This window comes from Bacillus sp. FSL W7-1582, assembly GCF_038593325.1.
In the GTDB taxonomy this organism is placed as follows: Bacteria; Bacillota; Bacilli; order Bacillales; family Bacillaceae; genus Bacillus; species Bacillus altitudinis.
Map to the genome: position 1 here is coordinate 2,178,679 of NZ_CP151987.1, position 25,041 is coordinate 2,203,719.

At 41.9% G+C, this 25,041-nt stretch carries 27 protein-coding genes; 5 read left to right on the forward strand and 22 right to left on the reverse strand.

Annotation, left to right across the window (positions count from 1 at the left end; translation table 11 throughout):
- Positions 1–89: 89 nt before the first annotated feature.
- Positions 90–1,346 carry a DNA polymerase IV gene (locus NSQ11_RS11160; protein ID WP_007501120.1) on the reverse strand — a complete coding sequence of 419 codons (1,257 nt, stop codon included), beginning with the start codon at positions 1,344–1,346 and terminating at the stop codon, positions 90–92.
- Between the two features lie 120 nt (positions 1,347–1,466).
- On the opposite strand from NSQ11_RS11160, the gene NSQ11_RS11165 reads away from it, so the two are divergent.
- Positions 1,467–1,748, forward strand: coding sequence for a hypothetical protein (locus tag NSQ11_RS11165; RefSeq protein WP_008342247.1), 282 nt, complete (start codon positions 1,467–1,469; stop codon positions 1,746–1,748).
- Positions 1,749–1,773: 25 nt separating this feature from the next.
- Positions 1,774–2,592 (forward strand): membrane protein insertase YidC, encoded by an 819-nt coding sequence (locus tag NSQ11_RS11170; RefSeq protein WP_007501121.1) that lies wholly within the window; start codon positions 1,774–1,776, stop codon positions 2,590–2,592.
- A gap of 126 nt (positions 2,593–2,718) precedes the next feature.
- On the opposite strand, the gene NSQ11_RS11175 is transcribed toward NSQ11_RS11170, so the two are convergent.
- Genes NSQ11_RS11175 through mce form a run of 4 tightly spaced genes read right to left on the reverse strand, consistent with a single transcriptional unit; the run spans position 2,719 to position 6,214 of the window.
- The gene (locus tag NSQ11_RS11175) at positions 2,719–3,183 is read right to left on the reverse strand and encodes a chemotaxis protein CheW (protein ID WP_008342245.1); all 465 of its coding nucleotides are present in this window, start codon (positions 3,181–3,183) and stop codon (positions 2,719–2,721) included.
- 14 nt (positions 3,184–3,197) lie between these two features.
- On the reverse strand, positions 3,198–4,319 hold the full coding sequence (locus NSQ11_RS11180; RefSeq protein WP_035390776.1) for a tripeptidase T: 1,122 nt from the start codon (positions 4,317–4,319) through the stop codon (positions 3,198–3,200).
- A 16-nt stretch (positions 4,320–4,335) separates the two neighbouring features.
- A complete protein-coding gene (locus tag NSQ11_RS11185; protein WP_017357949.1) occupies positions 4,336–5,799 on the reverse strand; it encodes an acyl-CoA carboxylase subunit beta in 1,464 nt (487 codons plus the stop codon).
- The gene (gene mce / locus NSQ11_RS11190; RefSeq protein ID WP_017367566.1) at positions 5,792–6,214 is read right to left on the reverse strand and encodes a methylmalonyl-CoA epimerase; all 423 of its coding nucleotides are present in this window, start codon (positions 6,212–6,214) and stop codon (positions 5,792–5,794) included. Before mce ends, NSQ11_RS11185 begins: the two co-directional genes overlap by 8 nt.
- 101 nt (positions 6,215–6,315) lie before the next feature.
- Between mce and prli42 the strand changes: the two genes are divergently transcribed.
- Positions 6,316–6,408: a stressosome-associated protein Prli42 gene (gene prli42 / locus NSQ11_RS11195; RefSeq protein ID WP_017357951.1), complete on the forward strand. Its 93-nt coding sequence runs from the start codon at positions 6,316–6,318 to the stop codon at positions 6,406–6,408.
- A 39-nt stretch (positions 6,409–6,447) separates the two neighbouring features.
- On the opposite strand, the gene NSQ11_RS11200 is transcribed toward prli42, so the two are convergent.
- The 6 genes from NSQ11_RS11200 to NSQ11_RS11225 form a co-directional block, all read right to left on the reverse strand.
- Positions 6,448–6,957, reverse strand: a complete 510-nt coding sequence (locus NSQ11_RS11200) for a L,D-transpeptidase (protein WP_008342241.1) — start codon at positions 6,955–6,957, stop codon at positions 6,448–6,450.
- Positions 6,958–7,009: 52 nt separating this feature from the next.
- Complete coding sequence (locus NSQ11_RS11205; protein WP_007501130.1) at positions 7,010–7,963, reverse strand: aromatic acid exporter family protein; 954 nt, start codon at positions 7,961–7,963, stop codon at positions 7,010–7,012.
- Between the two features lie 111 nt (positions 7,964–8,074).
- Positions 8,075–8,797 (reverse strand): amino acid ABC transporter ATP-binding protein, encoded by a 723-nt coding sequence (locus NSQ11_RS11210; protein ID WP_017357952.1) that lies wholly within the window; start codon positions 8,795–8,797, stop codon positions 8,075–8,077.
- Positions 8,790–9,449: an amino acid ABC transporter permease gene (locus NSQ11_RS11215; RefSeq protein ID WP_024718895.1), complete on the reverse strand. Its 660-nt coding sequence runs from the start codon at positions 9,447–9,449 to the stop codon at positions 8,790–8,792. Before NSQ11_RS11215 ends, NSQ11_RS11210 begins: the two co-directional genes overlap by 8 nt.
- Positions 9,450–9,570: 121 nt before the next feature.
- Positions 9,571–10,335 (reverse strand): transporter substrate-binding domain-containing protein, encoded by a 765-nt coding sequence (locus NSQ11_RS11220; protein WP_017357953.1) that lies wholly within the window; start codon positions 10,333–10,335, stop codon positions 9,571–9,573.
- 196 nt (positions 10,336–10,531) lie between these two features.
- Positions 10,532–10,969: a BrxA/BrxB family bacilliredoxin gene (locus tag NSQ11_RS11225; RefSeq protein ID WP_007501138.1), complete on the reverse strand. Its 438-nt coding sequence runs from the start codon at positions 10,967–10,969 to the stop codon at positions 10,532–10,534.
- Positions 10,970–11,136: 167 nt separating this feature from the next.
- Here NSQ11_RS11225 and NSQ11_RS11230 point away from each other — a divergent pair, with 167 nt between their 5' ends.
- Positions 11,137–12,030, forward strand: coding sequence for a YegS/Rv2252/BmrU family lipid kinase (locus NSQ11_RS11230; RefSeq protein WP_008342237.1), 894 nt, complete (start codon positions 11,137–11,139; stop codon positions 12,028–12,030).
- 14 nt (positions 12,031–12,044) lie between these two features.
- On the opposite strand, the gene NSQ11_RS11235 is transcribed toward NSQ11_RS11230, so the two are convergent.
- The 9 genes from NSQ11_RS11235 to NSQ11_RS11275 all read right to left on the reverse strand — a co-directional run bounded on the left by NSQ11_RS11235 (position 12,045) and on the right by NSQ11_RS11275 (position 22,469).
- Positions 12,045–12,338 (reverse strand): YesK-like family protein, encoded by a 294-nt coding sequence (locus NSQ11_RS11235; RefSeq protein WP_008342236.1) that lies wholly within the window; start codon positions 12,336–12,338, stop codon positions 12,045–12,047.
- Positions 12,339–12,406: 68 nt separating this feature from the next.
- Positions 12,407–13,663, reverse strand: coding sequence for a dihydrolipoamide acetyltransferase family protein (locus tag NSQ11_RS11240; protein WP_035390777.1), 1,257 nt, complete (start codon positions 13,661–13,663; stop codon positions 12,407–12,409).
- A gap of 19 nt (positions 13,664–13,682) precedes the next feature.
- Positions 13,683–14,666: an alpha-ketoacid dehydrogenase subunit beta gene (locus tag NSQ11_RS11245; protein ID WP_007501148.1), complete on the reverse strand. Its 984-nt coding sequence runs from the start codon at positions 14,664–14,666 to the stop codon at positions 13,683–13,685.
- 12 nt (positions 14,667–14,678) lie between these two features.
- Positions 14,679–15,671, reverse strand: coding sequence for a thiamine pyrophosphate-dependent dehydrogenase E1 component subunit alpha (locus NSQ11_RS11250; RefSeq protein WP_017357956.1), 993 nt, complete (start codon positions 15,669–15,671; stop codon positions 14,679–14,681).
- A gap of 17 nt (positions 15,672–15,688) precedes the next feature.
- A complete protein-coding gene (gene lpdA / locus NSQ11_RS11255; protein ID WP_035390778.1) occupies positions 15,689–17,113 on the reverse strand; it encodes a dihydrolipoyl dehydrogenase in 1,425 nt (474 codons plus the stop codon).
- The gene (gene buk / locus NSQ11_RS11260; RefSeq protein ID WP_026050108.1) at positions 17,103–18,230 is read right to left on the reverse strand and encodes a butyrate kinase; all 1,128 of its coding nucleotides are present in this window, start codon (positions 18,228–18,230) and stop codon (positions 17,103–17,105) included. Before buk ends, lpdA begins: the two co-directional genes overlap by 11 nt.
- 27 nt (positions 18,231–18,257) lie before the next feature.
- Positions 18,258–19,352, reverse strand: a complete 1,095-nt coding sequence (gene bcd / locus NSQ11_RS11265; RefSeq protein WP_007501155.1) for a branched-chain amino acid dehydrogenase — start codon at positions 19,350–19,352, stop codon at positions 18,258–18,260.
- Positions 19,353–19,377: 25 nt separating this feature from the next.
- Complete coding sequence (gene yqiS, locus NSQ11_RS11270) at positions 19,378–20,271, reverse strand: phosphate butyryltransferase (RefSeq protein ID WP_008342231.1); 894 nt, start codon at positions 20,269–20,271, stop codon at positions 19,378–19,380.
- A 125-nt stretch (positions 20,272–20,396) separates the two neighbouring features.
- Positions 20,397–22,469: a sigma-54-dependent Fis family transcriptional regulator gene (locus NSQ11_RS11275; protein WP_035390780.1), complete on the reverse strand. Its 2,073-nt coding sequence runs from the start codon at positions 22,467–22,469 to the stop codon at positions 20,397–20,399.
- Positions 22,470–22,618: 149 nt separating this feature from the next.
- Between NSQ11_RS11275 and NSQ11_RS11280 the strand changes: the two genes are divergently transcribed.
- Positions 22,619–22,855 (forward strand): DUF2627 domain-containing protein, encoded by a 237-nt coding sequence (locus NSQ11_RS11280; protein ID WP_017357960.1) that lies wholly within the window; start codon positions 22,619–22,621, stop codon positions 22,853–22,855.
- A gap of 33 nt (positions 22,856–22,888) precedes the next feature.
- Here NSQ11_RS11280 and NSQ11_RS11285 read toward each other — a convergent pair whose 3' ends face one another.
- Positions 22,889–23,626, reverse strand: coding sequence for a glycerophosphodiester phosphodiesterase (locus NSQ11_RS11285; protein WP_008342228.1), 738 nt, complete (start codon positions 23,624–23,626; stop codon positions 22,889–22,891).
- Positions 23,627–23,852: 226 nt separating this feature from the next.
- Positions 23,853–24,953: a Rap family tetratricopeptide repeat protein gene (locus tag NSQ11_RS11290; RefSeq protein ID WP_007501159.1), complete on the reverse strand. Its 1,101-nt coding sequence runs from the start codon at positions 24,951–24,953 to the stop codon at positions 23,853–23,855.
- Between the last annotated feature and the right edge of the window lie 88 nt (positions 24,954–25,041).

Consider the following 25,041-nt stretch of genomic DNA (forward strand, 5'->3'; position numbering starts at 1 on the left):
GTCCCTTCTAACACACTATATTGATTACTGCTGAAATGATGTACCCTTTGAAATTACCACAACATCACCTCTTTTATCAAGTTTTCAGGCTAGTCATTTCCTCTTTCGTCCTGAAAAAAGTCTTTATTAAAACTTGTACCACTTGTTTTGCTCTCTTTTTCCTTAATGGTTACTCCTCTTTGGATGAGTGGTTTACCGTATTTTTCTTTCAGTCCGTCTAAAAGAGATTGGAGCGGTTCGTCTTTTGCATCTTCTGTATAAGAGAATAAATCAAGCTGCTTGACGGCTGATTTTCGTTCCACAAGATCGGTCCCCGTCACACCTAAAAGTCTTACTGGCTGGTCATTCCAATGCTTTAGGAATAGCTGCTTTGCCGCCTCAAATAGATCTTCCTTTCGATCAGTTGGATTCGTGAGTGTGACGCTCCGTGTGATATTTTTCCAGCTTGCATACCGAATCATAATGAGCAGCCGGTTCGCCATCACTTCTTTTCTTCGTAATCTGGCACTCACCGATTGCGACAGTTTCTCTATTAATGAGACGAGTTCATCTGTATCATCAGAATCGTGAGGAAGAGTGGAAGAATTGCCGACAGATTTAAATTCGTATATTCTTTCTGGATCGACAATGCCGTCATGCTCTCCGTTTGCCTTTTGCTTTAACCTCGGTCCATTGATGCCTAATAACTCTTTCAGCGCATATTCATTCGCTTTTGCTAAATCTTCAATTGTATGAATTCCGATGGTTTTCAGCTTATCTGCCGTTTTCTGTCCAACCCCATGCATGTCACCTGCAGGGAGCGGCCAGAGCATTGTCGGGACATCTCGTTTACGCAAAATGGTAATGCCCATTGGCTTTTTCCAATTAGACGCCATCTTCGCTAGAAATTTATTCGGTGCAATGCCAATACTCGATGGAAGCATGAGCTCTTCTACGAGCCTCGTTTGAATATCATGAGCGGTTTTCACGGCATGCTCAGCATAAGGTGTATCGGTTAAATCAATATAGCCTTCATCAATTGAAACGGGTTCAACTAAGTCACTATATTCTCTTAGTATGGTAAACATTTCTTGTGAGGAGCTGCGGTACCGGTCGAAGTTGGGTGTACGCACAATCAGTCCCGGACATAGCCGCTTCGCTTCCCAAAGTGGCATCGGCGGCTTCACCCCGAGTGCTCTTGCCTCGTAGCTGCAGGTTACAACTATGCCTTTGCGCTCTTTTGCATTTCCGCTAATGGCTAAAGGTTTCCCTCTCAAAGAAGGATCATACGCCATTTCTACCGATGCATAAAAACTATTCATATCAATATGAAAAATGATTCGCCCCTTCTTTTGAGAATCAGCCATTTGCTTGCCTCCTTAGGTGATCTACTTTCCTTCACTTCACCGTGATTTCACCTGTTTGTTCCATTAGACATTTCATATGGTGTATAGTACACTGTGAGTAATGAAATGGATGTGATAATCATGATTATTGATACATTCAATGAAGTCTTTTTCCTTGTTGAATTCTTTACGATTATTCTTCCAGCGCTGACCGCCATCGGTATTGCTTTCTTATTAAAAGACTGCCGAATGAACGAGCACCTCGGAGGACATCGTTTAGAAGAGTTGGACGCATCTTGTTTGAATCGAACAGACTTTCTGTTTATCATATATGATCGCATTACAACTTGGATTAGTAAAGTCATTCGAATGAAAAGATCATCAAATGATGATGAAGACCATTCGCTTCCTCTCTCTTATTAGATTTTATTATTGAGGAGGAAACGAATTGAAACGTTTATTGACTATTTGTACGACTTTATTTTTGATGATGGTAGCGTCACCGGCATTTGCTGCGAGTGCGCAAACAAATACAAGCTCTGATGGGTTTTTCCATCATTATTTTGTTCAGCCTTTTTCTGAGTTGATTATCTGGCTTGCGAACTTTTTCCATGATGACTACGGTTTATCCATTATGTTCGTGACATTGATTGTCCGGCTGCTTATTTTCCCGCTTTTTGCAAACCAATTTAAAAAGCAGAGAGTGATGCAAGAGAAAATGGCACTCGTTAAACCTCAGATTGACCAAATACAAAGCAAATTGAAAAAAACGAAAGAACCTGAAAAACAAAAAGAACTGCAAATGGAAATGATGAAAGTATATAAAGACAACAATGTGAACCCGCTGGCAATGGGCTGTCTGCCGATGCTGATTCAAATCCCAATTGTTCTTGGCTTTTACTCGGCAATTCGCTCAACACCTGAGATCGCAACGCATTCGTTCTTATGGTTTAACTTAGGACAAACTGATCTTTTGGTGGCAATCTTTGCAGGGGCCATGTATTTCTTGCAATTTTATGTCACACAAAAATTCGCAAAGCAATCAGGCACCCAAACAGAAGCTGCACTGAAACAAGCAAAAATCATGGGCATGATTTTCCCAGTCATGATGCTGTTTCTATCAATTAATGCTCCCGCTGCTCTTCCTTTATATTGGATGACAAGTGGACTTTTACTCACCATTCAAACGATTATTTTAAATGTGATGTACCAAAAATCAAAAACAAAAGCTGCGGCAAACGATTCAATTAACCCAGCAGCTGAATAAATTATAGCCCCCTTACCTAAACATGATAAGGGGGCTATATTTGTCTTCTGTAGAGCGCAACAAATAAAAGATTCGTGAGCTCCGGCACGCAAAATGACCCCTTATCCATGGATAAGGGGCCTTTGTTTATGCCAATTCCTCTTTCAATCGCTCAGGCAATTGATCAAGATCCTCAATTTTCCCTAGAAACTTATTAGGGTCCACTTGTAAAATCATCTTGTTCTCTCTCTCAACGACGCCGAAGAAATATTCAGATGCTTTTGTGTTCATATGAAATGGCTTGATCTCACTTAGCTCGATATCAATGATATCTTTTGCATCAGAAACAAGGCAGCCAATCATTTGATCGTTTAATTCAAATAGTAGAACCTTAGACTGTTCGGTTACATCCAGAGGTTTTCCGTGCAGCATGACACCTGTGTCACTGACTGGAATGACCTCTCCTCTTAACGACATGAGTCCTTTAATCTCTTTTGGAAGGTTCGATACTTCTTGTAAATAAGGGACCTTCTCAATCGAGCGTATATGCTCTACGCTGATACCAAAATCCTCTTGTCCCACTTGGAAAATAATGATCTTTTGCGTGCTCACAGAGTCTCCTGCCTTTACGATGGATTTGTCGTTTCTTCGATAATGGCGAGAACCATTTCAGCTGTCTTGACTAATTCTTCAATCGGCATTTTCTCATTTTTCGTATGAATATCTTCATATCCAACAGCTAGGTTGACAGTTGGGATGCCATTTCCAGCAATGACGTTTGCATCACTGCCTCCCCCGCTTGTCTGTAGTTCTGAAGGGCGGCCAATTTTCGCAGCCGCTTTTTTCGCCACTTCAACGACTTGATCGCCGTGTGAGAATTTAAAGCCTGGATACATGATGTCAATTTGTACATCGGCACTTCCGCCCATTTCTTTAGCGGTTTTTTCAAAGGCTTCTTTCATTTTTGCTACTTGTGCTTCCATTTTTGCCGGTTCTAAAGAACGCGCCTCTGCCAGAATATCCACTTGATCACAGACAATATTCGTTTGTGTTCCACCTTCAAAACGGCCGATATTCGCCGTTGTTTCTTCATCAATACGGCCAAGCGGCATGCTGGCGATCGCTTTTGATGCAATCGTAATCGCAGAAACGCCTTTTTCTGGTGCCACACCTGCGTGAGCTGTTTTTCCGTAAATGGTTGCACGTACTTTCGCCTGTGTTGGCGCAGCCACGATGATGGTACCGACCTTGCCATCTGAATCAAGCGCATAACCATATTTTGCTGTCATCAGTTTCGGATCTAACGCTTTTGCTCCTACAAGTCCTGATTCTTCACCAGCTGTAATGACAAATTCAATCTTGCCATGCGGTACATTTTTCTCTTTTAGGACACGGATCGCTTCAAACATTGCAGCAAGCCCTGTTTTATCGTCAGCACCAAGAATGGTTGTGCCATCTGTCTTGACATAGCCGTCTTCAATGACTGGCTTAACACCATTACCTGGTACAACTGTATCCATATGAGAAGTAAAATAAATCGTATCTGCCTCTTGATTCCCTTCAAGTGTGCAAATAAGGTTGCCTGCTCCGTGGCCGGTTGTCTCTTTTGAATCATCTTCAACTACATTAAGCCCTAAACCAGTAAATTTCTCTTTTAGGACTTCAACAATTTTTTCTTCATGTTTCGTTTCTGAATCGATTTGAACAAGTTCTAAAAATTCGTCTAATAAGCGTTTCTCATTGATCATGATGATGTTCCTCCTCTTATAGCGGCATGTTTCCATGCTTTTTTAACGGTCTATCTTCTTCCTTACTGCGAAGCAGGTCAAATGAGCGAATGAGCCGCTCTCTCGTTTCATCTGGCATTAAAATATCGTCGATTAATCCTAATTGTGCTGCCTTGATGACACTAGGTTCATTGTCCACCTCACGCAAAGCAGGATGAACAATTTCGTCTGCAAACGATTTTCCCATGACATCAATTTCTGCCTCTGGCCATGCATATACAAAGTCAGCACCTAATCCCTTACTATTCATCGCAACGTATGCGCCGCCAAACGCCTTTCTCAAAATCACAGTGATTTTTGGAACAGTCGCCTCAGCATACGCATACAGAAGCTTTGCGCCGTGGCGGATAATGCCTGCATGCTCAGCTTTCTCACCTGGCAAAAAACCAGGAACGTCCACAAGGGTTAAAATGGGAATGTGAAATGCATCGCAAAATCGAATAAACCGAGCCGCTTTATCAGCAGCATCGAGGTCAAGGCTTCCTGCCAGCACCTTAGGCTGATTGGCTACAAGACCAATGGAAGACCCTTGTAATCTGGCAAAACCTGTGACGATATTTTTGGAGAAACAACGCTGCGTTTCAAAAAATGAGCCGTGGTCGGTGATCGCTGTCACCACTTGTTTGACATCATAAGTGCGTGATGGCTCCTTTGGCAAGATGTTCCCAAGATCGCTCGCATCATGCTTTTGCACCTTACGATGAATGACAGGCCGTCGTTTCGTTGGTATGTACGTTAAAAGCGTTCGAACTGCTTTTAACACGTCTCTCTCATCTTTCCCTGTATAGTGCACATTCCCGCTTGTTTGATGCTGAACTGCTGCACCTCCAAGCCGGTCAGGACAGACCGTCTCTCCTGTTGCTTTTTCTATCACTTTCGGACCAGTTAAAAACATATGAGCTGTTTGCTCCGTCATGAATACAAAATCCGTCAATGCAGGTGAATAAACTGCACCTCCCGCACAGGAGCCTAAAATAACGGATATTTGCGGAATTTGACCAGAGTACAGCACATTCCGTTTAAAAATCTGACCATATCCCTCTAATGATACCACACCCTCTTGAATTCTCGCACCACCTGAGTCTTTTAGACCGATAACAGGCATTTGATTTTTAGCCGCCAAATCCATTAAAGCCGCTATTTTTTTCGCATGCATGTCCCCTAGTGAACCCCCGTACACGGTCGCATCTTGTGCATAAACGCCTACTTGTTTCCCATGAATCAGTCCCGTCCCAGTGACAACGCCATCCCCTAAATGCTCTGAGCGGGAGCCTTTAGCAAATGACTGGATTTCCATAAAGCTGCCTTCATCAAGAAGTTCATGAAGCCGCTGACGAACAGTCAGCTTTCCTTTGTTTCGGTGAGCCGCTGCTCGTTTTTCACCGCCACCCCTTAAAGCTTTCTCGCGCCATTCAGACAAGTCATTGAACGATTCATGCATCTTCCTGTTTCTCTCCTTTCAATGGCGCACACAATTCAAATAGCACACCTGACGTTTCTTTTGGTGAAATAAACGCGATGCGCTTTCCGTTCGCACCATTTTGTGCGTCCTTTTGAATGAGCTGCATGCCGAGCTCGTCAAGTTGACTGAGATCAGCCTGAATGTCACCTGACTTTAATGCAATATGATGAAGCCCCTCTCCTCTTTTTGTTAAGAAGGTATGTAATGTGCTGTGATTTGATATCGGTTCAATCAACTCAATGTGCAGATCACCTAGGGAAGCAAAAGATACTTTGACCCCTTGATTTGGAAGTACTTCTATGTCTGAAAATTCCCAGTTAAACAGCCTGGAGAACGTACGTGCTGTTTTTTGAATTGAAAAAACGGCAATGGCTATATGATCGATTTGATTCATCCGTTCACTTCCTTTGTACATCACTTGTCGCCTGCGTAAAAACGAGCTAGAATAAAGAAAGGTGCGCTCGTCGCAAAAACATTTGATTATAGGGGTGCGATATGTCTCAGAAATTCATGAAATTTATGGTATTGCTCATGATTAGCTTACTGTTAATTTCTTCACTTTTAGCAGGAGCGGCAGCCTTTTTATAAAGTGTTGATAAAAAAGCAGACAAGCAGGTGATTCGTTTTTTAACGAATGGCCTGTTTGTCTTTGGCCAGTTTTTCAAATGCATCGCTTGATGTCGTGATCCATACCTTTGTACCAACTGGAAGCTGATCAAATAGCCGTTCTACATCTTGATTATGAAGACGTACACAGCCCGCCGTAATAAATTTCCCTATCGATGTCTCATCACTTGTTCCATGAATGCCATAGGTTCTCCCGTCGGTTCCTCGCGCATCAAATCCAATCCACCTTCGGCCGAGTGGGTTATTCTTCGCGCCGCCTTCAATATTTTTTCTTCTGTAATAAGGATCTTTCGCTTTGATCATAATCGTAAATTCACCTTCTGGCGTTAAATCAGCTGTTTTGCCAGTAGAAGCCGGGTAGACTTTTTGAATTTTCCCATGATCAATATACGCAAGCTCGTTTGTTTGTTTATTAATAATGACATACGGGTCTCCTGGAAGCGGGTTTTGCCCAAGCGGCCAGATGGGTGAAAGGGACATGGTCAGCACAGTATAAAATAAAAGACGCATAGGCTCCTCCTTTTTCATTAGATTGACCAATGAAGGAGGAACTCATGCGTCTTTATTCTTTCATCCCTTTAAAATAACTTTTCAGCACCAAATATTGTTCCATTTCCCCGAGAAAATGAAAGAGTGCGGCTCTAGCTTCAAATTCTTCACGTGTTTGCGGAAGCGGCAGTGCATCAAACTCTTCTTTCATATCAATCAGGCGTCTTAAGAACTTATGCGCCGTGTTCCCTGGGTGAATATGTTCTCGTAAATCTCTAATATATTCTGCAATGATTTGCCCATGCTCCGTTGTAACAGAAATGGACGTAATTTTCGGAAGCACACGCTCAATGATTTCAAATTGCTTTTGTCTCATGTTGAAATAATGATAATACAGATTTTCATGTCTTAAGACATGGTTTTCAACATCACGGTATGCAAGAGCCTTCGCTTCTTTAATCAATTGATGCGTCTCTGGAATTTCTTTTCCTGTCCAGTCTTGTTTTCCGGTCATTAAATATTGCTCGATTTCTTCAAAGATTTTCGCAAAATTCGCTTCAATTTGTTCACTGTATTGTTTCAGCTTTTTATCAACGCTAGGCATATACAGGTTCATAATGAGTGCGACCCCTACACCAATGGTGATGAGTAAAAGCTCATTCCAGATGAGATGAAGCGTAATGCCTCCAGACATATACAAATGAAGGATAATCACTGAACTTGTGACAATCCCTTCTTTAATCCGAAGCAAGACCGTTGTTGGAATAAAGACGAGCAGCATCAGTCCAATGACAAAAGGATGATACCCAATCAGATCAAAAAATAAATAAGAAAATAAGATGGCAAGACTGCATGCGGCAAAGCGGGCCCCAGATGCGAGGAGTGACCTTTTTTTCGTCACCTGAATACAAAGAATCGTAATAATGCCGGCAGCTGAATAGTTTTGCAGACCGAGCATTTGTGCAATGTAAATGGCTAGAGCTGTTCCTAATGCTGTTTTCAGCGTTCGGTAGCCGATTTTAAACATGATGTGATTCACTCTTTTCTGTCTACTTTTGTGAAATGATGAACTTTTTTTACTTTCCCCATTATAATCAAAAAAAGAAGGAGATGTTAAGTCTCCTCCTCGTTTTTTTCATTATAATATTTTTTGTAAGAAATCTTGAGCACGCTGTGAAGACGGAGATTCAAAGAATTCTACAGGATTGGCATCCTCTACAATTTTCCCATCATCCATAAAGATCACACGGTCTGCCACTTCTTTTGCAAAGCCCATTTCATGTGTGACGATCATCAGCGTCATCCCAGATTGAGCGAGCTCTTTCATGACCTCTAATACTTCCTTTACCATTTCTGGATCAAGAGCAGACGTCGGCTCGTCAAAAAGCATGATGTCTGGTGTCATCGCAAGGGCACGTGCAATGGCGACACGCTGCTTTTGACCACCTGACAGCCGGTTCGGATAATCATCTTTTTTCTCTAAAAGTCCAACCTTTTTTAAAAGCTCCTCTGCCTGCTTGATGCTGTCTTCCTTCGATTGGTTCTTTACATTCATTGGCGCATACGTAATATTTTCTAGCACTGTTTTGTGCGGGAATAAGTGAAAATGCTGAAATACCATACCAATATTCTCGCGCACTTTTAATGCATTTGTTTTTGGATTGGTAATTTCCGTCCCCTGAATCGTAATCACTCCAGAAGTCGGTTTTTCAAGTAAGTTAATACAGCGAAGAAATGTTGATTTTCCTGAACCAGAAGGCCCGATGACAGCTACCACTTCGCCTTCTTTAATCGTGGTATCAATCCCTTTCAACACTTCATTTTTACCGAAAGATTTTGTGAGTTTCTCTATTTTAATCATTTGATTTTAACTTCCTTTCCACCGATTTGCCGACGAAGGTAAGAATAAGCACGATGACATAATAGATGAGACCCGCAAAAATAAGCGGTTCAAGATAGTTATAGGTGACGGCACCTGCTTGATAAGCTCGTCTCATGACATCGCCCAGTCCAATGACTGTGACAATCGCTGATTCTTTTGTCAGTGTAATCGTTTCGTTCACAAGTGCTGGTGAAATATTTTTGAATGCTTGCGGAAGCAATAAGTCCTTCATCATTTTAGCATACGGGATACCTAAAGCAACGGCCGCTTCTTTTTGCCCTTTATCAATGGCATTGATTCCTGCACGAATGATCTCAGAAACGTACGCCGCCGAGTTTAGTGAAAATGCTGCTACAGCTGCCCAGTATTGATCAATTTGAAAGCCGAGCAGCTGGGGAAGACCAAAATAAATAATCAAAAGCTGAAGCACAAGCGGTGTGCCTCGGAAGATTGACGTATAAAAATCTGCTAGCCAGATAAGCGGCTTAAATACACTAATTTTACAGAGCGTTAATAAGATTCCTAAAATAAAACCAAGGAACAGTGATACCACAACAATAGAAAGCGTTACTTTAAGACCTTCTAAAATAAAGGGCATCTGAGGTATGACATCTTTAAAATCCATCATGATATTCTCCTTTTTTTCCTTCAGATAAAATCAAAGAATAAAACAGGAAAAAAGTTCAACACATGTTGAACTTTTCAGCGCTTTCTACTTGATTTTCATGAATGACGCTGATCCTTTTCCTGACTTACTTTTCATCAGCAAACCATTTTTTAATGAGTTTATCAAGTTCGCCATTATCCTTCATTTCTTTTAATGATTTATTGAATTTCGCTGTTAAGTCGCTATTTTTTTTGAATGCAATGGCTGAACCTTCGTTTGAGCTATTCAATCCAAACGCTTGGAAATCTTTTTCCTTTTTCAAGTAGCCAGCCGCTACTTTATCTTCAATAATGGCTGCATCAAAACGGCCTGCCTTAATTTCTTGAATGATATCAGAGATTTTATTACGATCTTCGACCGTTAAGTTATATTTCTTTTGCAATCCATTTGCTTCATCTTGCTGGATAGAACCTAATTGAACGCCAACCGTTTTGTCTTTTAAATCTTTCTCTGTTTTCATACCGCTAGATTTTTTTGATACAACCAAGTTTTCAGCATTGTAGTAAACATCTGAGAAATCAACTTGTTTTTTACGCTTTTCAGTAGGTGTCATACCTGCAAGCACAATATCAGCTTTATTTGTTTTAAGAGCTGACACGAGGCTTGCAAAGTCCATATCTTGAATTTCTAGCTTGTAGCCGTTCTTTTTCGCTAGAGCTGTAGCAAGGTCGACATCAAAACCGATAATTTTATCACCATCTTTTGATTCAAATGGCGGATAATCTGCTGAAGTCGCCATAATGAGTGTTTTGTCGTCTCCTGATGCGTTTGAATTATTAGAAGAAGTTCCGCATGCTGCTAATGCAGCTGCAAGACCAGCTGTCATAAGTAATAATAACCACTTTTTCATATGATAATGCCTCCTAGTATTTAAAATCATGAGTAGATTTGAATATTTATTCACTATAATGTATTTTAAACACTTTCTTTTTGATATGCAATAGTATTTTGCTAAAATTATTTTGATTCGTATGTCATATAAAACAAAAAAACAGACCGATCAAAAGACCGGACTGCCTCTAAATGATTCATTCAAAAGTAACATGTTACACTTCTTCGCAATACTCATCGAAAGCGGCTTGAAGTTTTGACACCACTTCCATCGGTTCATGTCCTTCGATTTCGTGACGTTCGACCATTTTAATGATCTTCCCGTCTTTTAATAGAGCAAATGATGGTGAAGATGGCGGGAAGCCTTCAAAGTATTCACGTGCTCTTGCGGTTGCTTCTTTGTCCTGTCCAGCAAACACTGTGAGCAATTGATCTGGACGCTTATCGTAATGAACAGAATAACCAGCCGCTGGTCTTGCAATACCGCCTGCACAGCCGCACACTGAATTCACCATAACAAGTGTCGTTCCTTTTTTCGTTAGCGCTTCATCAACTTCTTCAGCTGTTGTCAGCTCCGTATAGCCTGCCTGTTTAATTTCTTCTCGTGCTTGTTTCACGATATCATTCATAAATAAATTAAAATCAATATTCATAACCGTCCACTCCTTCTACGTACCAAACCATTTTAACTACATCATATCAAGGAAAACGCCGGCGGGCAAATGTCTTGTTTCGTCCCCTTCACTTTTTTCAAACGTCGTTTATGACCTGTGGAATTGGGGAAAAGTGATAATAAAGTGATGAAAGGGAGAACTGCGTGATGGCACAATTCAAAAAAGCGATACTCATTTATAACGGAAATGCTGGACAAAAAAACATGGAAAAAACACTAGGTCAAACAGTGCCTCTTCTTTCTTTACATATTGATGAACTCATCCTTAAGCCTACAAAACAGCCGAATGATGCCTATCATTTCTGCCGCGAGATGGATGAGTCGATTGAATTGTTGATTATACTAGGCGGAGACGGAACCGTCCATGAATGTATGAATGGAATTGGCGGTTTAGAAAAAAGGCCAGCTGTAGCGATTTTACCTGGCGGGACGTGCAATGACTTTTCTAGAACGCTAGGCATCCCGCAGCAGATGCCAAAGGCCGCTCAAATGGTGATAGATGGCACTGAAAAAAAGGTCGATTTAATCAAAGCAGATGATCGATACCTTTTAAATTTTTGGGGGATTGGTCTCATCGCAGATACCTCAAACAATATTAATGATAAAGAAAAAGCTGTCCTCGGAAAAATCAGTTACTTCACGAGCGCTCTTCGAACCCTTCAGCAGACAGAACCTTTCTATGTACGCATTGAAACGGAAGAGGAAAACTGGGAAGAAGAAGCTGTGATTGTCCTTGTCATGAATGGGCACTTTATCGGTACAAATAAAATAGATCTGCCAAATGCTTCAATTGATGATGGAAAAGCCGAAATTTTAATTTGCAGAAATACGAGTTTCTCTGCTTTAAAAGAGATTTTTTCAATGAACCGCGAAGAGCTAGAAGATTTTAAAGGTGACCTGTCTCTTATACAAGCATCCCGCATTCATATTCATACTAAAGAGGAAATGGATGCAGATACAGATGGTGAAGTATACATGACCGCTCCTTCTTCCCTTGAAGTATTAAAACAGCATTTGACCTTTATTGTTCCGGCAGAATAAAGAAAACGCCTGCATCATTTCGATGCGGGCGTTTTTTTGATATAACGTCTGTATAAATATTCAAGTGCATACCCTAGCAGTGTACCTATCAGAAGGGAAATGCCTAATAAACTATTGGCGACTCCTTTAAATCCACCTATCATCAACAAGCAATAGGCGATTTGAATGATTGAAACGATCGATATGATGAGCAGTAAGCGTTCAGGATGATTGCGTGATTTGGAAATATACCGAAGAAAAGCGAACGCAATGGCTGTGATAAACATCAGACCAATCGTAAGAAAAGCAAAGAAATCTAATCCAGACATCTCATCGCTCCTTTCTGATTGATATGGAAATCCCCCTCTCATTGTGAGAAGGGGACATATAAATGAGCTTAATAGACGGACGTCTGCTCGTCAATGCCTTCAAGAATTTGTTTAATTCTTTGCAGGAATCTACCGCATACAAGACCATCGAGTACTCTATGATCTAATGAAAGACAAAGATTCACCATATCTCTTGCGGCAATCATACCATTTACAATCATCGGGCGCTTTACAATAGATTCTACTTGTAAAATGGCTGCTTGCGGATAGTTAATGATCCCCATTGATTGAACCGAACCAAACGATCCTGTGTTGTTCACAGTGAAAGTGCCGCCTTCCATGTCACTTTGCTTCAGTTTGCCTTGTCTGACCTTGAAAGCAAGTTCATGAATTTCCTTGGCGATTCCCTTAATCGTTTTCTCATCCGCATCTTTAATCACTGGGACAAAAAGAGCGTCATCTGTCGCAACAGCAATGGAGACATTGATCGCTTTCTTTTGAACAATTTTATCACCAGCCCACATGCTGTTCATTTCAGGGAATTCCTTTAAGGCCTGAGCCACTGCTTTGACAAAGAACGCAAAGAACGTCAAATTAAAGCCTTCTTTTGCTTTGAATTGATCTTTTAGCTGATTTCTTCTTGTCACAAGGTTTGTCACATCCACTTCCATCATCGTCCAGGCATGTGGAATTTCATGCTTGCTTCTTAGCATGTTTGCGGCAATCGCCTGTCTAATCGGAGTGACCGGCAGTTCAACATCTCCAGGCATTGAAGGGATGGAAGGAGCTGCTTTTGCTTGTGACGGCTTTGCAGGTTCTGTTTGACCCGTACCTTCACTCACAGGTGCTGCCGTTTCTTGTGCGACTCCACTTTCGATAAGCTTCAGCAAATCTTTTCTTGTGATTCTGCCGCCAGCTCCCGTTCCATGAACAGCCGCTAAATCAATTCCGTGCTCATCTGCTAAACGCAGGACTGCCGGAGAGTATCGTTTCTTTTGACTCTGATCCACATTTGTTTGGTCAGGTTCTGGTGCTTCATCTTGCGCAGGCGCCTCTTCTGTTTTCGCACTCTGCTGCGCACTGCCTTCTACTTCAATTTCACAAAACACTTCTCCTACTTGAAGTGTATCACCCTCTGCAGCCGCTAGTTTAGTGATTGTTCCTGTATAGGATGACGGAACTTCTGCATTTACTTTATCTGTCATGACTTCCGCAATCGGATCGTATTTATTCACATGATCGCCAGGTGAAACGAGCCATTTGCTAATGGTTCCTTCTGTTACACTTTCACCAAGCTGAGGCATTTTCATTTGTTCAGTTGCCACTTTGAAACCCTCCTCTTTCTTAAAACGCCGCTAGTTCTCTCATTTCAGCTTCTACCTTATCCGGATTAACCATGAAGAATTTCTCCATTGTCGGTGCATAAGGCATTGCAGGGATATCAGGTCCTGCTAGACGTTTAATTGGCGCATCTAAATCAAACAAGCAGTGCTCTGAAATGATGGCCGCTACTTCACTCATGATGCTTCCTTCTTTTGTATCTTCTGTTAACAAGAGTACTTTCCCTGTTTTTGATGCCGCTTCAATAATCGCTTCTTGATCAAGCGGGTACACTGTACGTAAATCGAGAATATGAGCAGAAATTCCGTCCTTCGCAAGGCGCTCTGCTGCTTGGAGGGCAAAATGAACACAAAGGCCATATGTAATGACCGTAATGTCATCGCCTTCTCGTTTCACATCCGCTTTTCCAATAGGGAGCGTATAATCCTCTTCAGGCACTTCTCCTTTAATGAGACGGTATGCACGTTTGTGTTCAAAGAACAATACAGGATCTGGATCACGCACTGCGGCTTTTAACAACCCTTTGACATCATAAGGTGTAGAAGGCATCACAATCTTTAAGCCTGGCTGATTGGCAAAAATGGCTTCGACCGATTGTGAATGATAAAGCGCCCCGTGTACGCCGCCCCCGTAAGGAGCACGAATGACCATTGGGCAGCTCCAATCATTATTGGAACGATATCTAATTTTTGCAGCCTCTGAAATGATTTGGTTGATGGCTGGCATAATAAAATCCGCAAATTGCATCTCTGCGATCGGACGCATTCCATACATAGCAGCCCCAATACCTACACCTGCAATCGCTGATTCGGCAAGAGGTGTATCCATGACGCGCGCTTCTCCAAATTGCTCGTAAAGACCCGCTGTTGCTTTAAATACGCCGCCTTTTTTCCCGACATCCTCTCCGAGCACAAACACTTTCGGATCTCGCTCCATTTCTTCTTTCATCGCTAGTGTAATAGCGTCTATATATGACATAACAGGCATTTTTCTTCCCCCTTACTCCGCATACACGTAACGAAGTGCGCTTTCTGCATCGGCATAAGCTGCATTTTCCGCTTCATCAGTGGCTTCGTTTACGATTTGCATGATTTCTTTGGTCATGTCTTCTTTCATTTCAGAAGTCATGACATTTCCTTCGATTAAGTACGTTTCATATTGAATGAGCGGATCTTTCTTTCTAGCTTCGAGCACTTCTTCTTTTTCTCGATAGCTAGAATCATCGTCATCACTTGAATGCGCAGTTAACCGGTAAGAAATGGTTTCGATCAATGTTGGGCCTTCGCCTCTTGCCGCACGGTCTCTCGCTTCTTTGACCGCTGCATACACTTCAAGCGGATCATTTCCATCAACCGTCACACCTGGCATTCCGTACCCTATTGCACGATCTGAAATACGCTCACATGCCACTTGTTTGTCATACGGGACAGAAATCGCATACTTATTGTTTTCACACATGAAAATAACAGGCAGCTTATGCACTGCAGCAAAGTTGGCGCCTTCGTGAAAGTCTCCTTGGTTTGAAGAGCCTTCACCGAACGTGACAAAGCTAACAAAATTCTTTTGCTCTAGACGCCCGGCAAGTGCGATGCCAACCGCATGAGGAACCTGTGTTGTCACAGGCGATGATCCAGTCACAATTCGGTTTGATCTTTGCCCAAAATGACCTGGCATCTGTCTCCCGCCTGAGTTTGGATCGTCTTTTTTCGCAAAACCAGACATCATTAAATCTTTCGCCGTCATCCCGAATGCAAGGACAACCCCCATATCACGGTAATAAGGTAAAACGTAATCCTCTTCCCTATTGAGGGCAAAAGCGGCACCGACTTGCTGCGCTTCCTGTCCTTGACAAGAGATGACGAATGGAATTTTTCCAGAACGGTTTAAAAGCCACATCCGTTCATCAATTTTTCTTGCTAAAAGCATGGTTCTATATATGTCAATCGCTTGTTCATCTGATAATCCTAATTCCTGATGACGCATGTTACTCATCATGTTTCCCTCCTTGATTAAAAATGGATCGCCTTTCCGTCAACAGCCAGTGCTGCCTCGCCAATTGCCTCTGACAAGGTTGGATGCGGGTGGATCGTCTGTCCCACTTCCCACGGAGTTGCATCTAATACTTTGGCTAATCCAGCTTCAGATATCATATCTGTTACATGAGGACCAATCATATGAATCCCTAAGATATCATCTGTCTTTTGGTCAGCAATGATTTTGACAAATCCATCAGACTCTCCAAATACAAGCGCTTTTCCGATGGCCATAAAGGGAAACTTCCCAATCTTTACTTCGTAGCCTTGCTCTTTTGCCGCCTGTTCAGTCAGTCCAACGCTAGCGGTTTCTGGGTGAGAGTACACACATTTAGACACGAGCGTTTCATCAAGCGGCTTTGGATCTTGACCAGCCATATGTTCTACTGCAATCATGCCTTCATGTGATGCGACATGCGCCAGCTGAAGACCGCCAATGACATCACCTATTGCGTAAATATGCGACTCTTTCGTTTGGTAATGCTCATTCACGACAATGCCATGATTTTCTGTCTGGATGTCCGTGTTTTCAAGACCTATGCTTTCCACGTTTGGCACTCGGCCAACTGAAAGAAGCAGTTTCTCTGCTTCAAACGACTGAGTGTCTCCACCTTGTTCCACTTGGATCTTGACCAGATTCTCATGCTTTTCTGCAGTATCTGGCAGAACCTTCGCATTTGTCACTAAGGTGATGCCCTTTTTCGTTAAAAGCTTTTCCATTTCTTTAGAAATATCTTGATCCTCTGTTGGCAAAATGCGATCTGCAAATTCGATCACTGTGACTTTTACGCCAAAATCGTTAAGCATGGAAGCCCATTCGATCCCAATCACGCCTCCGCCGACAATCAGCATGGACTGAGGGAGTTCTTGCAGTTCAAGTGCTTCGTCTGATGTAAGGATGTGTGTTCCATCCGCTTCAAGTCCGGGCAGGACGCGCGGTCTTGATCCAGTCGCAATGATGACCTGCTTAGGAATCAGCATTTCATTTTCATCGCCATTCGCCATTTCTACCGAGATGGTGCCTGGCATTGGCGAAAAAATCGAAGGGCCTAAGATACGGCCTATTCCTTCGTATACATCAATTTTCCCTTGTTTCATTAAATGTTTGACGCCGCCTGCTAATTTGTCGACAATCTCTGTTTTTCTTTTTTGTACGCTTGCAAATTGTAAGGCAATTCCGCTTGCTTCAACGCCAAAATCAGCGGCACGTTTGACCGTTTGATAGACTTCTGCACTTCTAAGCAGCGCTTTAGATGGGATACAGCCTTTATGAAGACATGTTCCACCGAGCTTTGATTTTTCTACGACTGCTGTTTTCAATCCAAGTTGAGAGGCACGAATGGCCGCTACATAGCCGCCTGTGCCTCCACCAAGAATGACGAGGTCATATTCAGTTGCCATGACTTGTCACTCCTTTCTCCGCCTTTTGATCATTTGGGTATTCTTTTGGTGATTCTTCTTCTTTTAAAATGCGAAGCGCCCCTTCTGCTAAGGATTGCAATTCATTTTCACCTGGGTACACAACAACATCTGAAATCCAGTCAATGTATCCTCTAATGCTTGACGTAATTTGTTTGCTGTAGGCAAGGCCGCCTGTTAACACAATGACGTCTACAGCTCCTTTTAAGACCGCACTAGCCGCACCAATTTCTTTGGCAATTTGATAGCACATCGCTTCATAAATAAGCGCCGCACGCTCATCGCCTGCTTCAATCATTCGCTCTACTTTTACTGCATCTGTCGTGCCAAGATAGCCCGCAAGACCGCCTTCGCCAATAATGCGTTTGAGCATTTCCTCTTGCGAATATTCACCAGAAAAGCATAAATTAACAAGGTCACCTGTTGGGAGAGTACCTGCCCGCTCTGGGCTGAAAGGACCCTCACCATGAAGACCGTTATTCACATCAATGACTTTTCCTTTTTGATGTACACCAATCGTAATTCCGCCGCCCATATGGGTAATGATCATGTTCAAATCTTCATAACGTTTTCCAAACGAAGCAGCCGTTTTTCTTGCGACTGCTTTTTGATTTAACGCATGAAAAATGCTTTTCCGCTCAATTGTTGGCAGTCCTGAAATACGAGCAATTGGCTGTAGTTCATCTACGACTACGGGATCAACAATAAAAGCTGGGATGTTAAGACCAAGTGCAATTTCTCGGGCAATGATTCCGCCTAGATTAGAGGCGTGCTGGCCAGCATACCCTTCTTTTAGATCTTCAACCATTTGCTCATTTACTTCATATGTGCCACCTTCAATCGGGCGAAGCAGACCACCGCGTGCGCAAACTGCATCAAACTTTGAGATGTTCATCCCCTGTTCATGCAGTGTTTTTAAAATGGTTTCTTTACGGAATGAAAATTGATCAATGATATGAGGAAACTGCTTGATTTCCTCATCTGTATGTCTTAATGTCGTTTCAAAAATAGATCGTTCATTATGAAACACACCGATTTTTGTTGAGGTAGAGCCAGGATTAATCGTGAGTATACGCCATTCTTTTGTCAGCAAAAACAAAACCTCCGTTTCAACTCATTCATCCATTTAGCGACGACTTAAAATATGTTGACCATTTTGCAGGAATTGGCTTCTTGATTTGCGCATTCTTTCAATTCGCTCTTCAGCCAATCGGTCTGCCGCTTTATAAGTTGGAATGGCATCACGGTTAGAGATTTCAATCACTCGCTCAATGTTTTGGTAAATGCCTTCTACTTTTTTCATTGCACGATCGGCATTATAGCCATAAAGCTCATCTGCAACGTTAATCACACCGCCTGCATTGATCACATAATCCGGTGCGTACACAATGCCCATTTCATGAATAAGATCTCCATGATGTGTTTCTCTCAGCTGGTTATTCGCTGCACCTGCAATGACTTTTGCCTTTAATTTAGGAATCGTCACATCGTTAATGGTTGCACCGAGTGCACATGGTGCGTAAATATCACATTCTTGATCATAAATATCATCAGGGTCTACCGCTTTTGCACCGAAGTCTTCTACAGCTCGCTGAACTGAGTCTTTGTTGATATCAGTAACGATAAGCTGTGCGCCTTCTTCATGCAGGTGTTTACATAGGTTGTAAGCCACGTTTCCAACACCTTGAACGGCAATTGTTTTTCCTTCTAATGAATCTGTACCGAATGCTGCTTTTGCAGCTGCTTTCATGCCTTTATATACACCGTAAGCAGTCACTGGAGATGGGTTTCCTGAAGAACCAAATGCAGGAGAGATGCCTGTGACAAAGTCTGTTTCTTCATGGATAAGATCCATATCTTCTACCGTTGTACCGACATCTTCAGCGGTGATATAACGGCCATTTAATCCTTGAATGTAACGGCCAAAAGCACGGAACATTTCTTCATTCTTGTCTTTTCTCGGATCGCCAATGATGACCGTTTTACCGCCGCCAAGGTTAAGCCCTGCCGCCGCATTTTTATAAGTCATACCTCTTGCAAGACGCAAGGCATCTTCGATCGCTGCTTCTTCATTTTCATATGTCCACATTCTTGTTCCGCCGAGTGCTGGCCCAAGTGTTGTATCATGAATGGCAATGATGGCTTTTAAACCAGACTGTTCATCCTGACAAAATACAAGCTGTTCATAATCGTATCGTTCCATATATTTAAAAAGTTCCATTTTCTTTTCCTCCTATTACTTTCACTTAATTTGATGTACAGATGGCAAGTGCAATTGAATAGAGCTTACTTTCTGCTGAATCAGACCGGCTTGTTAAAGCAATCGGGGCCTTCGCTCCTGCCACCACAGCCCCCACTTTTGCATGAGCAAAGTAGATGAGAGATTTATAAAGAATGTTGCCTGCTTCAATGGTTGGCACAAGCAAAATATCAGCATGACCAGCCACATCACTCGTAATATTTTTATGAGAAGCTGCCGTTTGAGAAATGGCATTATCTAAAGCAAGCGGCCCATCAATCAGACAGCCAGAAATTTGACCTCTTCGATTCATTTGCGCAAGGCTTGCAGCTGTGAGCGTCGAATCCATCGCTGGGTTTACGACTTCTACCGCTGATAATACCGCCACTTTGGGCATATCATTTCCGACAGCTTGTGCGACTTGAACGGAATTCACCGTAATTTCTTTCAGCATATTTAAATCAGGCGCAATGTTCATCGCAGAGTCCGTTACATAGATAAAACGGTCAAAGCCTGGTACTTCGAAAGCTGCAACATGTGAAAGGACACTCGCTGTCCGAAGCCCATACTCTTTATTTAGGACAGCTTTTAACAGTACGGCTGTCGGGACATGACCCTTCATGAGAATATCTGCATGATTTTCACTTACTGCCTGAACGGCAATTTTGGCAGATTCTTCGGGTGAATCTGAATGAATAATATCTATCCAGTCTTCATTGATCTCATGCTGTTTGACTAGCTCCTTTAGGTTGCGTTTGTTTCCAACCAGCAGGAAGCGAGCGACTTTTCGTTCGATTGCCATTTTGATGGCATGAAGCACTTCTTCGTCTTCTGCATGAGCCACAGCCGCTGTTTTATTCTGCAACTGCGAGGCTTTAATAATCAGATCGTCAAGCTTCATACTTGCCCACCTTTCCTTGTGCTCGGTTCCTCTTTTTATATGCAAGTTCCGTGCCAGCTTGAAATGTGTGAAAAATAAGCCTTTCCGCAAAGAAATTATGCAATTTCTTGCAGGTTACGTGCATGTTACTGCATGCTATCTTTTGCAAGATGATACTTATCCATTTTATAGTAAAGATTTCGAATGCTGATCCCTAACGTTTTCGCTGTTTTTGTGCGATTGAATTGATGTTTTTCAAGGGTTTGTTTGATCAGCTGCGCTTCAAATGCTTCTACAGCCTCTGAGAGCGTCTCCCCCTCAAATTGACTAACAGCCAGTTCCTGCTGCTCTTTTTCCTCATGCTCGTCTGACTCCATGAAGGCGATATGCGCTTCATCGATCCATTCTTCTTGCGGATTCAAAAAGATCATCGCTCGTCCAAGCACATTTTCAAGCTCTCTCACGTTGCCTGGCCAGCTATATGATCGAAGTCTATGAAGCGCACGATCTGTTAAGCCGCTGACGTTTCGCCCATAGTCTAAATTGATCTTCTGGATGAGGCGTTTACTTAATGATTCAATATCTTCGAGACGCTGTCTGAGCGGTGGGATCGATATCGGGTATCTATTCATTCGATAATATAAATCCTCTCTGAACTTCCCTTCTGCCATCGCCTTTTCAATATTGACATTTGTCGCTGTGATCACACGCACATCGACCGGTATCGCTTTCGTTCCGCCTACCCGAACAATTTCTTTTTCTTGCATGACACGCAGCAATTTCGCTTGTGTACTTGGCGTCATTTCACCGATTTCATCTAAAAAGATGCTGCCTTGATTGGCTTCTTCAAACAGCCCTTTTTTCCCGCCTCGCCTTGCACCAGAAAACGCTCCTTCCTCGTAGCCAAACAGTTCTGACTCTAAAAGAGTTTCTGATAAGGCAGCACAGTTGACACGGACAAAGCGGTTGTACTTGCGATCACTTTCATTGTGAATGGCATGTGCAAACAGCTCTTTCCCAGTACCTGATTCTCCGCGGAGTAAAATGGTTGCCGGCGTTTTTGCACCCAGCTTTGCCTGCTCAAGTGCGACAAGCATTTGTTCACTTTCTCCAATAATGTCTTCAAATGTGTACTTTGCTTCAAGTGTTCGGATGAGCTGTCTTGCTTTATTTAATTCATTCGTCAATGATTGAATTTCGGATACATCGTGAATGACGCCGACACTGCCTTTTAGAATGCCGTCCACAATAACAGGTGCTACATTGACGATGACATCTTTTTTATTTGGACCAACCTTCATTCTGACGCCACGAACAGGTCTTCTTGTTTCAAGCACCTTTAAGTGCATGCTTTCCCCTTCGGAAATATCAGCACCAGCTGGTTTACCTACGACCTCTTTATCCGTTAAACCGGTCATTTTCGTATAAGCACGGTTGATCAAAATACCTTTCCCCTGCTCATCGACAACCGATATGGCTTCATCTGATGATTGAATAATCGCCTCAAGCATCGTTCTTACTTCTTTGAGGTTTGTCACTTCTTCCGCAAGCTCCACCGCATCTGTAATGTCTTTAAAGATGGATAAAGCACCTAACATTCTCCCCGCGTCATCAATAATCGGCAGACGGGTGGTCACAATTTGAATTTGCTGATTCAAAAATTGCTTTTGGTTAAATTCCGGCTCCCTTGACCTTAATATATCGGGAAGTTTCGTGTTCGGAATCACTTCTCGAATGTGACGGCCAATCGCATCCTTTTGCGAACACCCCACCATTTTGGCAGCCGATCGATTAAACAGGACCACTTCTTCATCCATATTAATAAAAATCATGCCATCATTCGTTGCATTAAAAATGCGGTCATGTTTATAGGTTTGTTCCTTCAATATTTGAATAAGCTGTTGTTTCTCTGCCATTAATTCTGACATGACATATGCCATCGAGCTTGGCACAATCACAGCATGCTCTGGTTTTTGTTCAATTAGTTCCTTCAGTACAGCAGAACTGCCTGTGGTTTCAATGATGATATCAATGTCATCTTTTATGTATTCTTTCCAATCCGTCGTCGTCTCAATTCCATTCTTTTTCGCTTCATCCATCCCCGGTGCCTCGAGATCAAGGTCGGCGATCGCAATGATTTGAACCGTATTTGTTTTCAGCAATGTTTCAAGCAGTGCTGATCCACCTTGTCCTGCACCGACAATCAAGACTCTCTGCATCCCGTTACCCCTTTATATGAAAAATTTTGCACACCATATTTTTCCGTTGCAAAAAATTGCACAACACCTATATTACCACGTTTTCCTTTCTTGACAAAATATTTTTTGAATTAGACAATGGAAGTAAATGACGTTTAAGGGGACATTTGATGGGGAGAATACTGGCATTAGTGATTATTTTAATACCTGGAGCCTTTGCAGCACTTGGCATTAAGCTGCTGCGTGACACTGTTTTCGGCATCATCATTGCACCATTTCCATATTTATGGCTGCAAGGAATTGCAGGGTTGTTATTTTTAGGGGGAGGTCTTTATGTTGTTGCAGGATTTATTTTATATAGAGACCGTAAACGAAATAAAGTAACAACTCGTTTTAAGCAAAGGTAATCATGAAAAAGACCCGCTGTTGATAGCAGGTCTTTATTTCATTTCTTCTCTTATTTTGACGGCTCGATCAGGAAAATCAGTAAAGATTCCATCAACACCCAAGGTCAACATATTTTTTATTTGCTTCTCACTGTTTACAGTAAACGGTCTGATCACTTGTTGGTCCGCATGGAGAGCGGATACAACTTCTTTTGTCACCCCAGCGCCCTTTATATTCGGATGGTACCCCTTTGCCGGTATTGTTTTTAAATACATCTCCGGCTGATGAATCACATCCATCGTGAGGACCGCCAGTTCAATGTGCGGCATCAGCTTGTGAAAAAGAGCTAAACTGCCGTGATGAAATGATGAGACAAGCACACGATCCTCTATTTGAAAGTGCTCAATTTGCTCTTTTACTTTCTCTTCAATCCCTGGATATCGATAAATAGAGTTTTTTAATTCAATGTTGATCATAAAGGATGGTCGCTGCGTCACTAGCTCTAATACTTCTTCTAAAAGAGGAATGGAGACCGCACCCGTTTCTTCATAGAAAGAATGACTGGCATCCCCTCTTTTTAACTCTTCATATGTATAGTCTTTCACTAACCCTTTCATATTGGTCGTTCGATTCAGCTTTTCATCGTGAATGACAGCCAGTCTGCCGTCTTTGGTGAGCTGAACATCAAGCTCAATTCCATCCGCTCCAGAATGGAGTGCGTGCTCAAAGGCAATCATGGTGTTCTCTGGATAGTTTCCTTTAAAGCCTCTATGTGCAAAAATTTTCGTCATATGCCACCTCTAAATATGATGATTACCTATATTATGACGTGTCTGTTTTCGTTTTTCCAGTTTGAGCACATAAAAAAACCTCTTCTGATTAGAGAGAAGAGGTTGACAGGTAAATTCGATCACGTAATCGCTCTGATGGCTTGCTCTGTCGTCTCTGCGTCAAGAGCAAAAAGGGAAGAAACAACTGCGACTGCTGTAACGATTGTTACACCTAACAACAACTTTTTCATAAGATAACCTCCACTTTCTTTTGAAGTATTTGTGCATCGAATTTCTTTTCAAGAAAACGAATGGCATTTTGATAATCATTTCGTTCCTTGAAGTATTTCGATATTTGTTCAGACAAATCCTCAAGCTCCACATATAATCTATTTTTTTCTATGTAGTCTAATTTTTCAGAGAATACGTCTGCCGCTCCACTATTTTCGCACATCAGATCCAAAATTTCAAATTTTACTATATATTCATTATTTTGGATATCGCAGCTATATTGAATCCCCTCTTTAATATATTCTTTCGCCTCATGATCTCCTAAATGAACTAAGGCATTTGCGAGAACATATAAAGATTGGATGAAATAATGGCTATTGTCGCGATGAATTTGAATGCTCATCCCTTTTTTGGCGTATTGTGCGCTTTTTTCATAATCATGTTTTGCGTAATAAAGAACCGCTAAATTGTGATAGCACTTCCCAATCAGCACTTCATTGTTAATGCGCTTACTTTTCTCAAGTGCCTCTTGGTACTTTTCCTCAGCTTCATCAAACTGTAGTAAATCAATACAGTTGCTCGCATGTAAGATCAAGCTGTCAATCGCCTGTGCGGTATATTCTTCATGCGCTTTAAATGTATCAATGGCTTTTTTAATATGATTAATGGAAATGAAATTTTGCTTCAGTTCGTAATAAATGGAAGCGACTTTATGATGAAAAGTTCCGACTTCAAGATCTTCATTCACACGTTTTAGACGCTGCTCTGCAATCTTATAAAAACTAATCGCCTCATCATATTTTTTGACATAGGCGGCATATTGGCCTTTATAAAAGTAAAAATAAAAATTAATAATGTCATCTGCTTTTTCATCCAGCGTTCCGACACTTTTCATAATCTGATTGGCTTTTTCAATATTTCCAAGTAACATTTCATGTCTGCCGTCGACTAGCTGATAATAAAGAAGAACTTCTCGGTCCTCATCTGTATTTTTTAGCAAATTCTGAATTTTCTCTTTATAGACAGCAGATTTTTCTAGGTCATTCTGAGAAATGACCCTCGTCCACTTGCTAATTTCGTTCGCAACCTCAGCAGAGTGGATTTTCAGCTTTCCCATAACCTCACCCTCTTCTTTTCATTATTATAGCATAGTAAAAGAATGTGAAAATTATTAAATTCGACAATGGGAATATTCAGTTCAAATG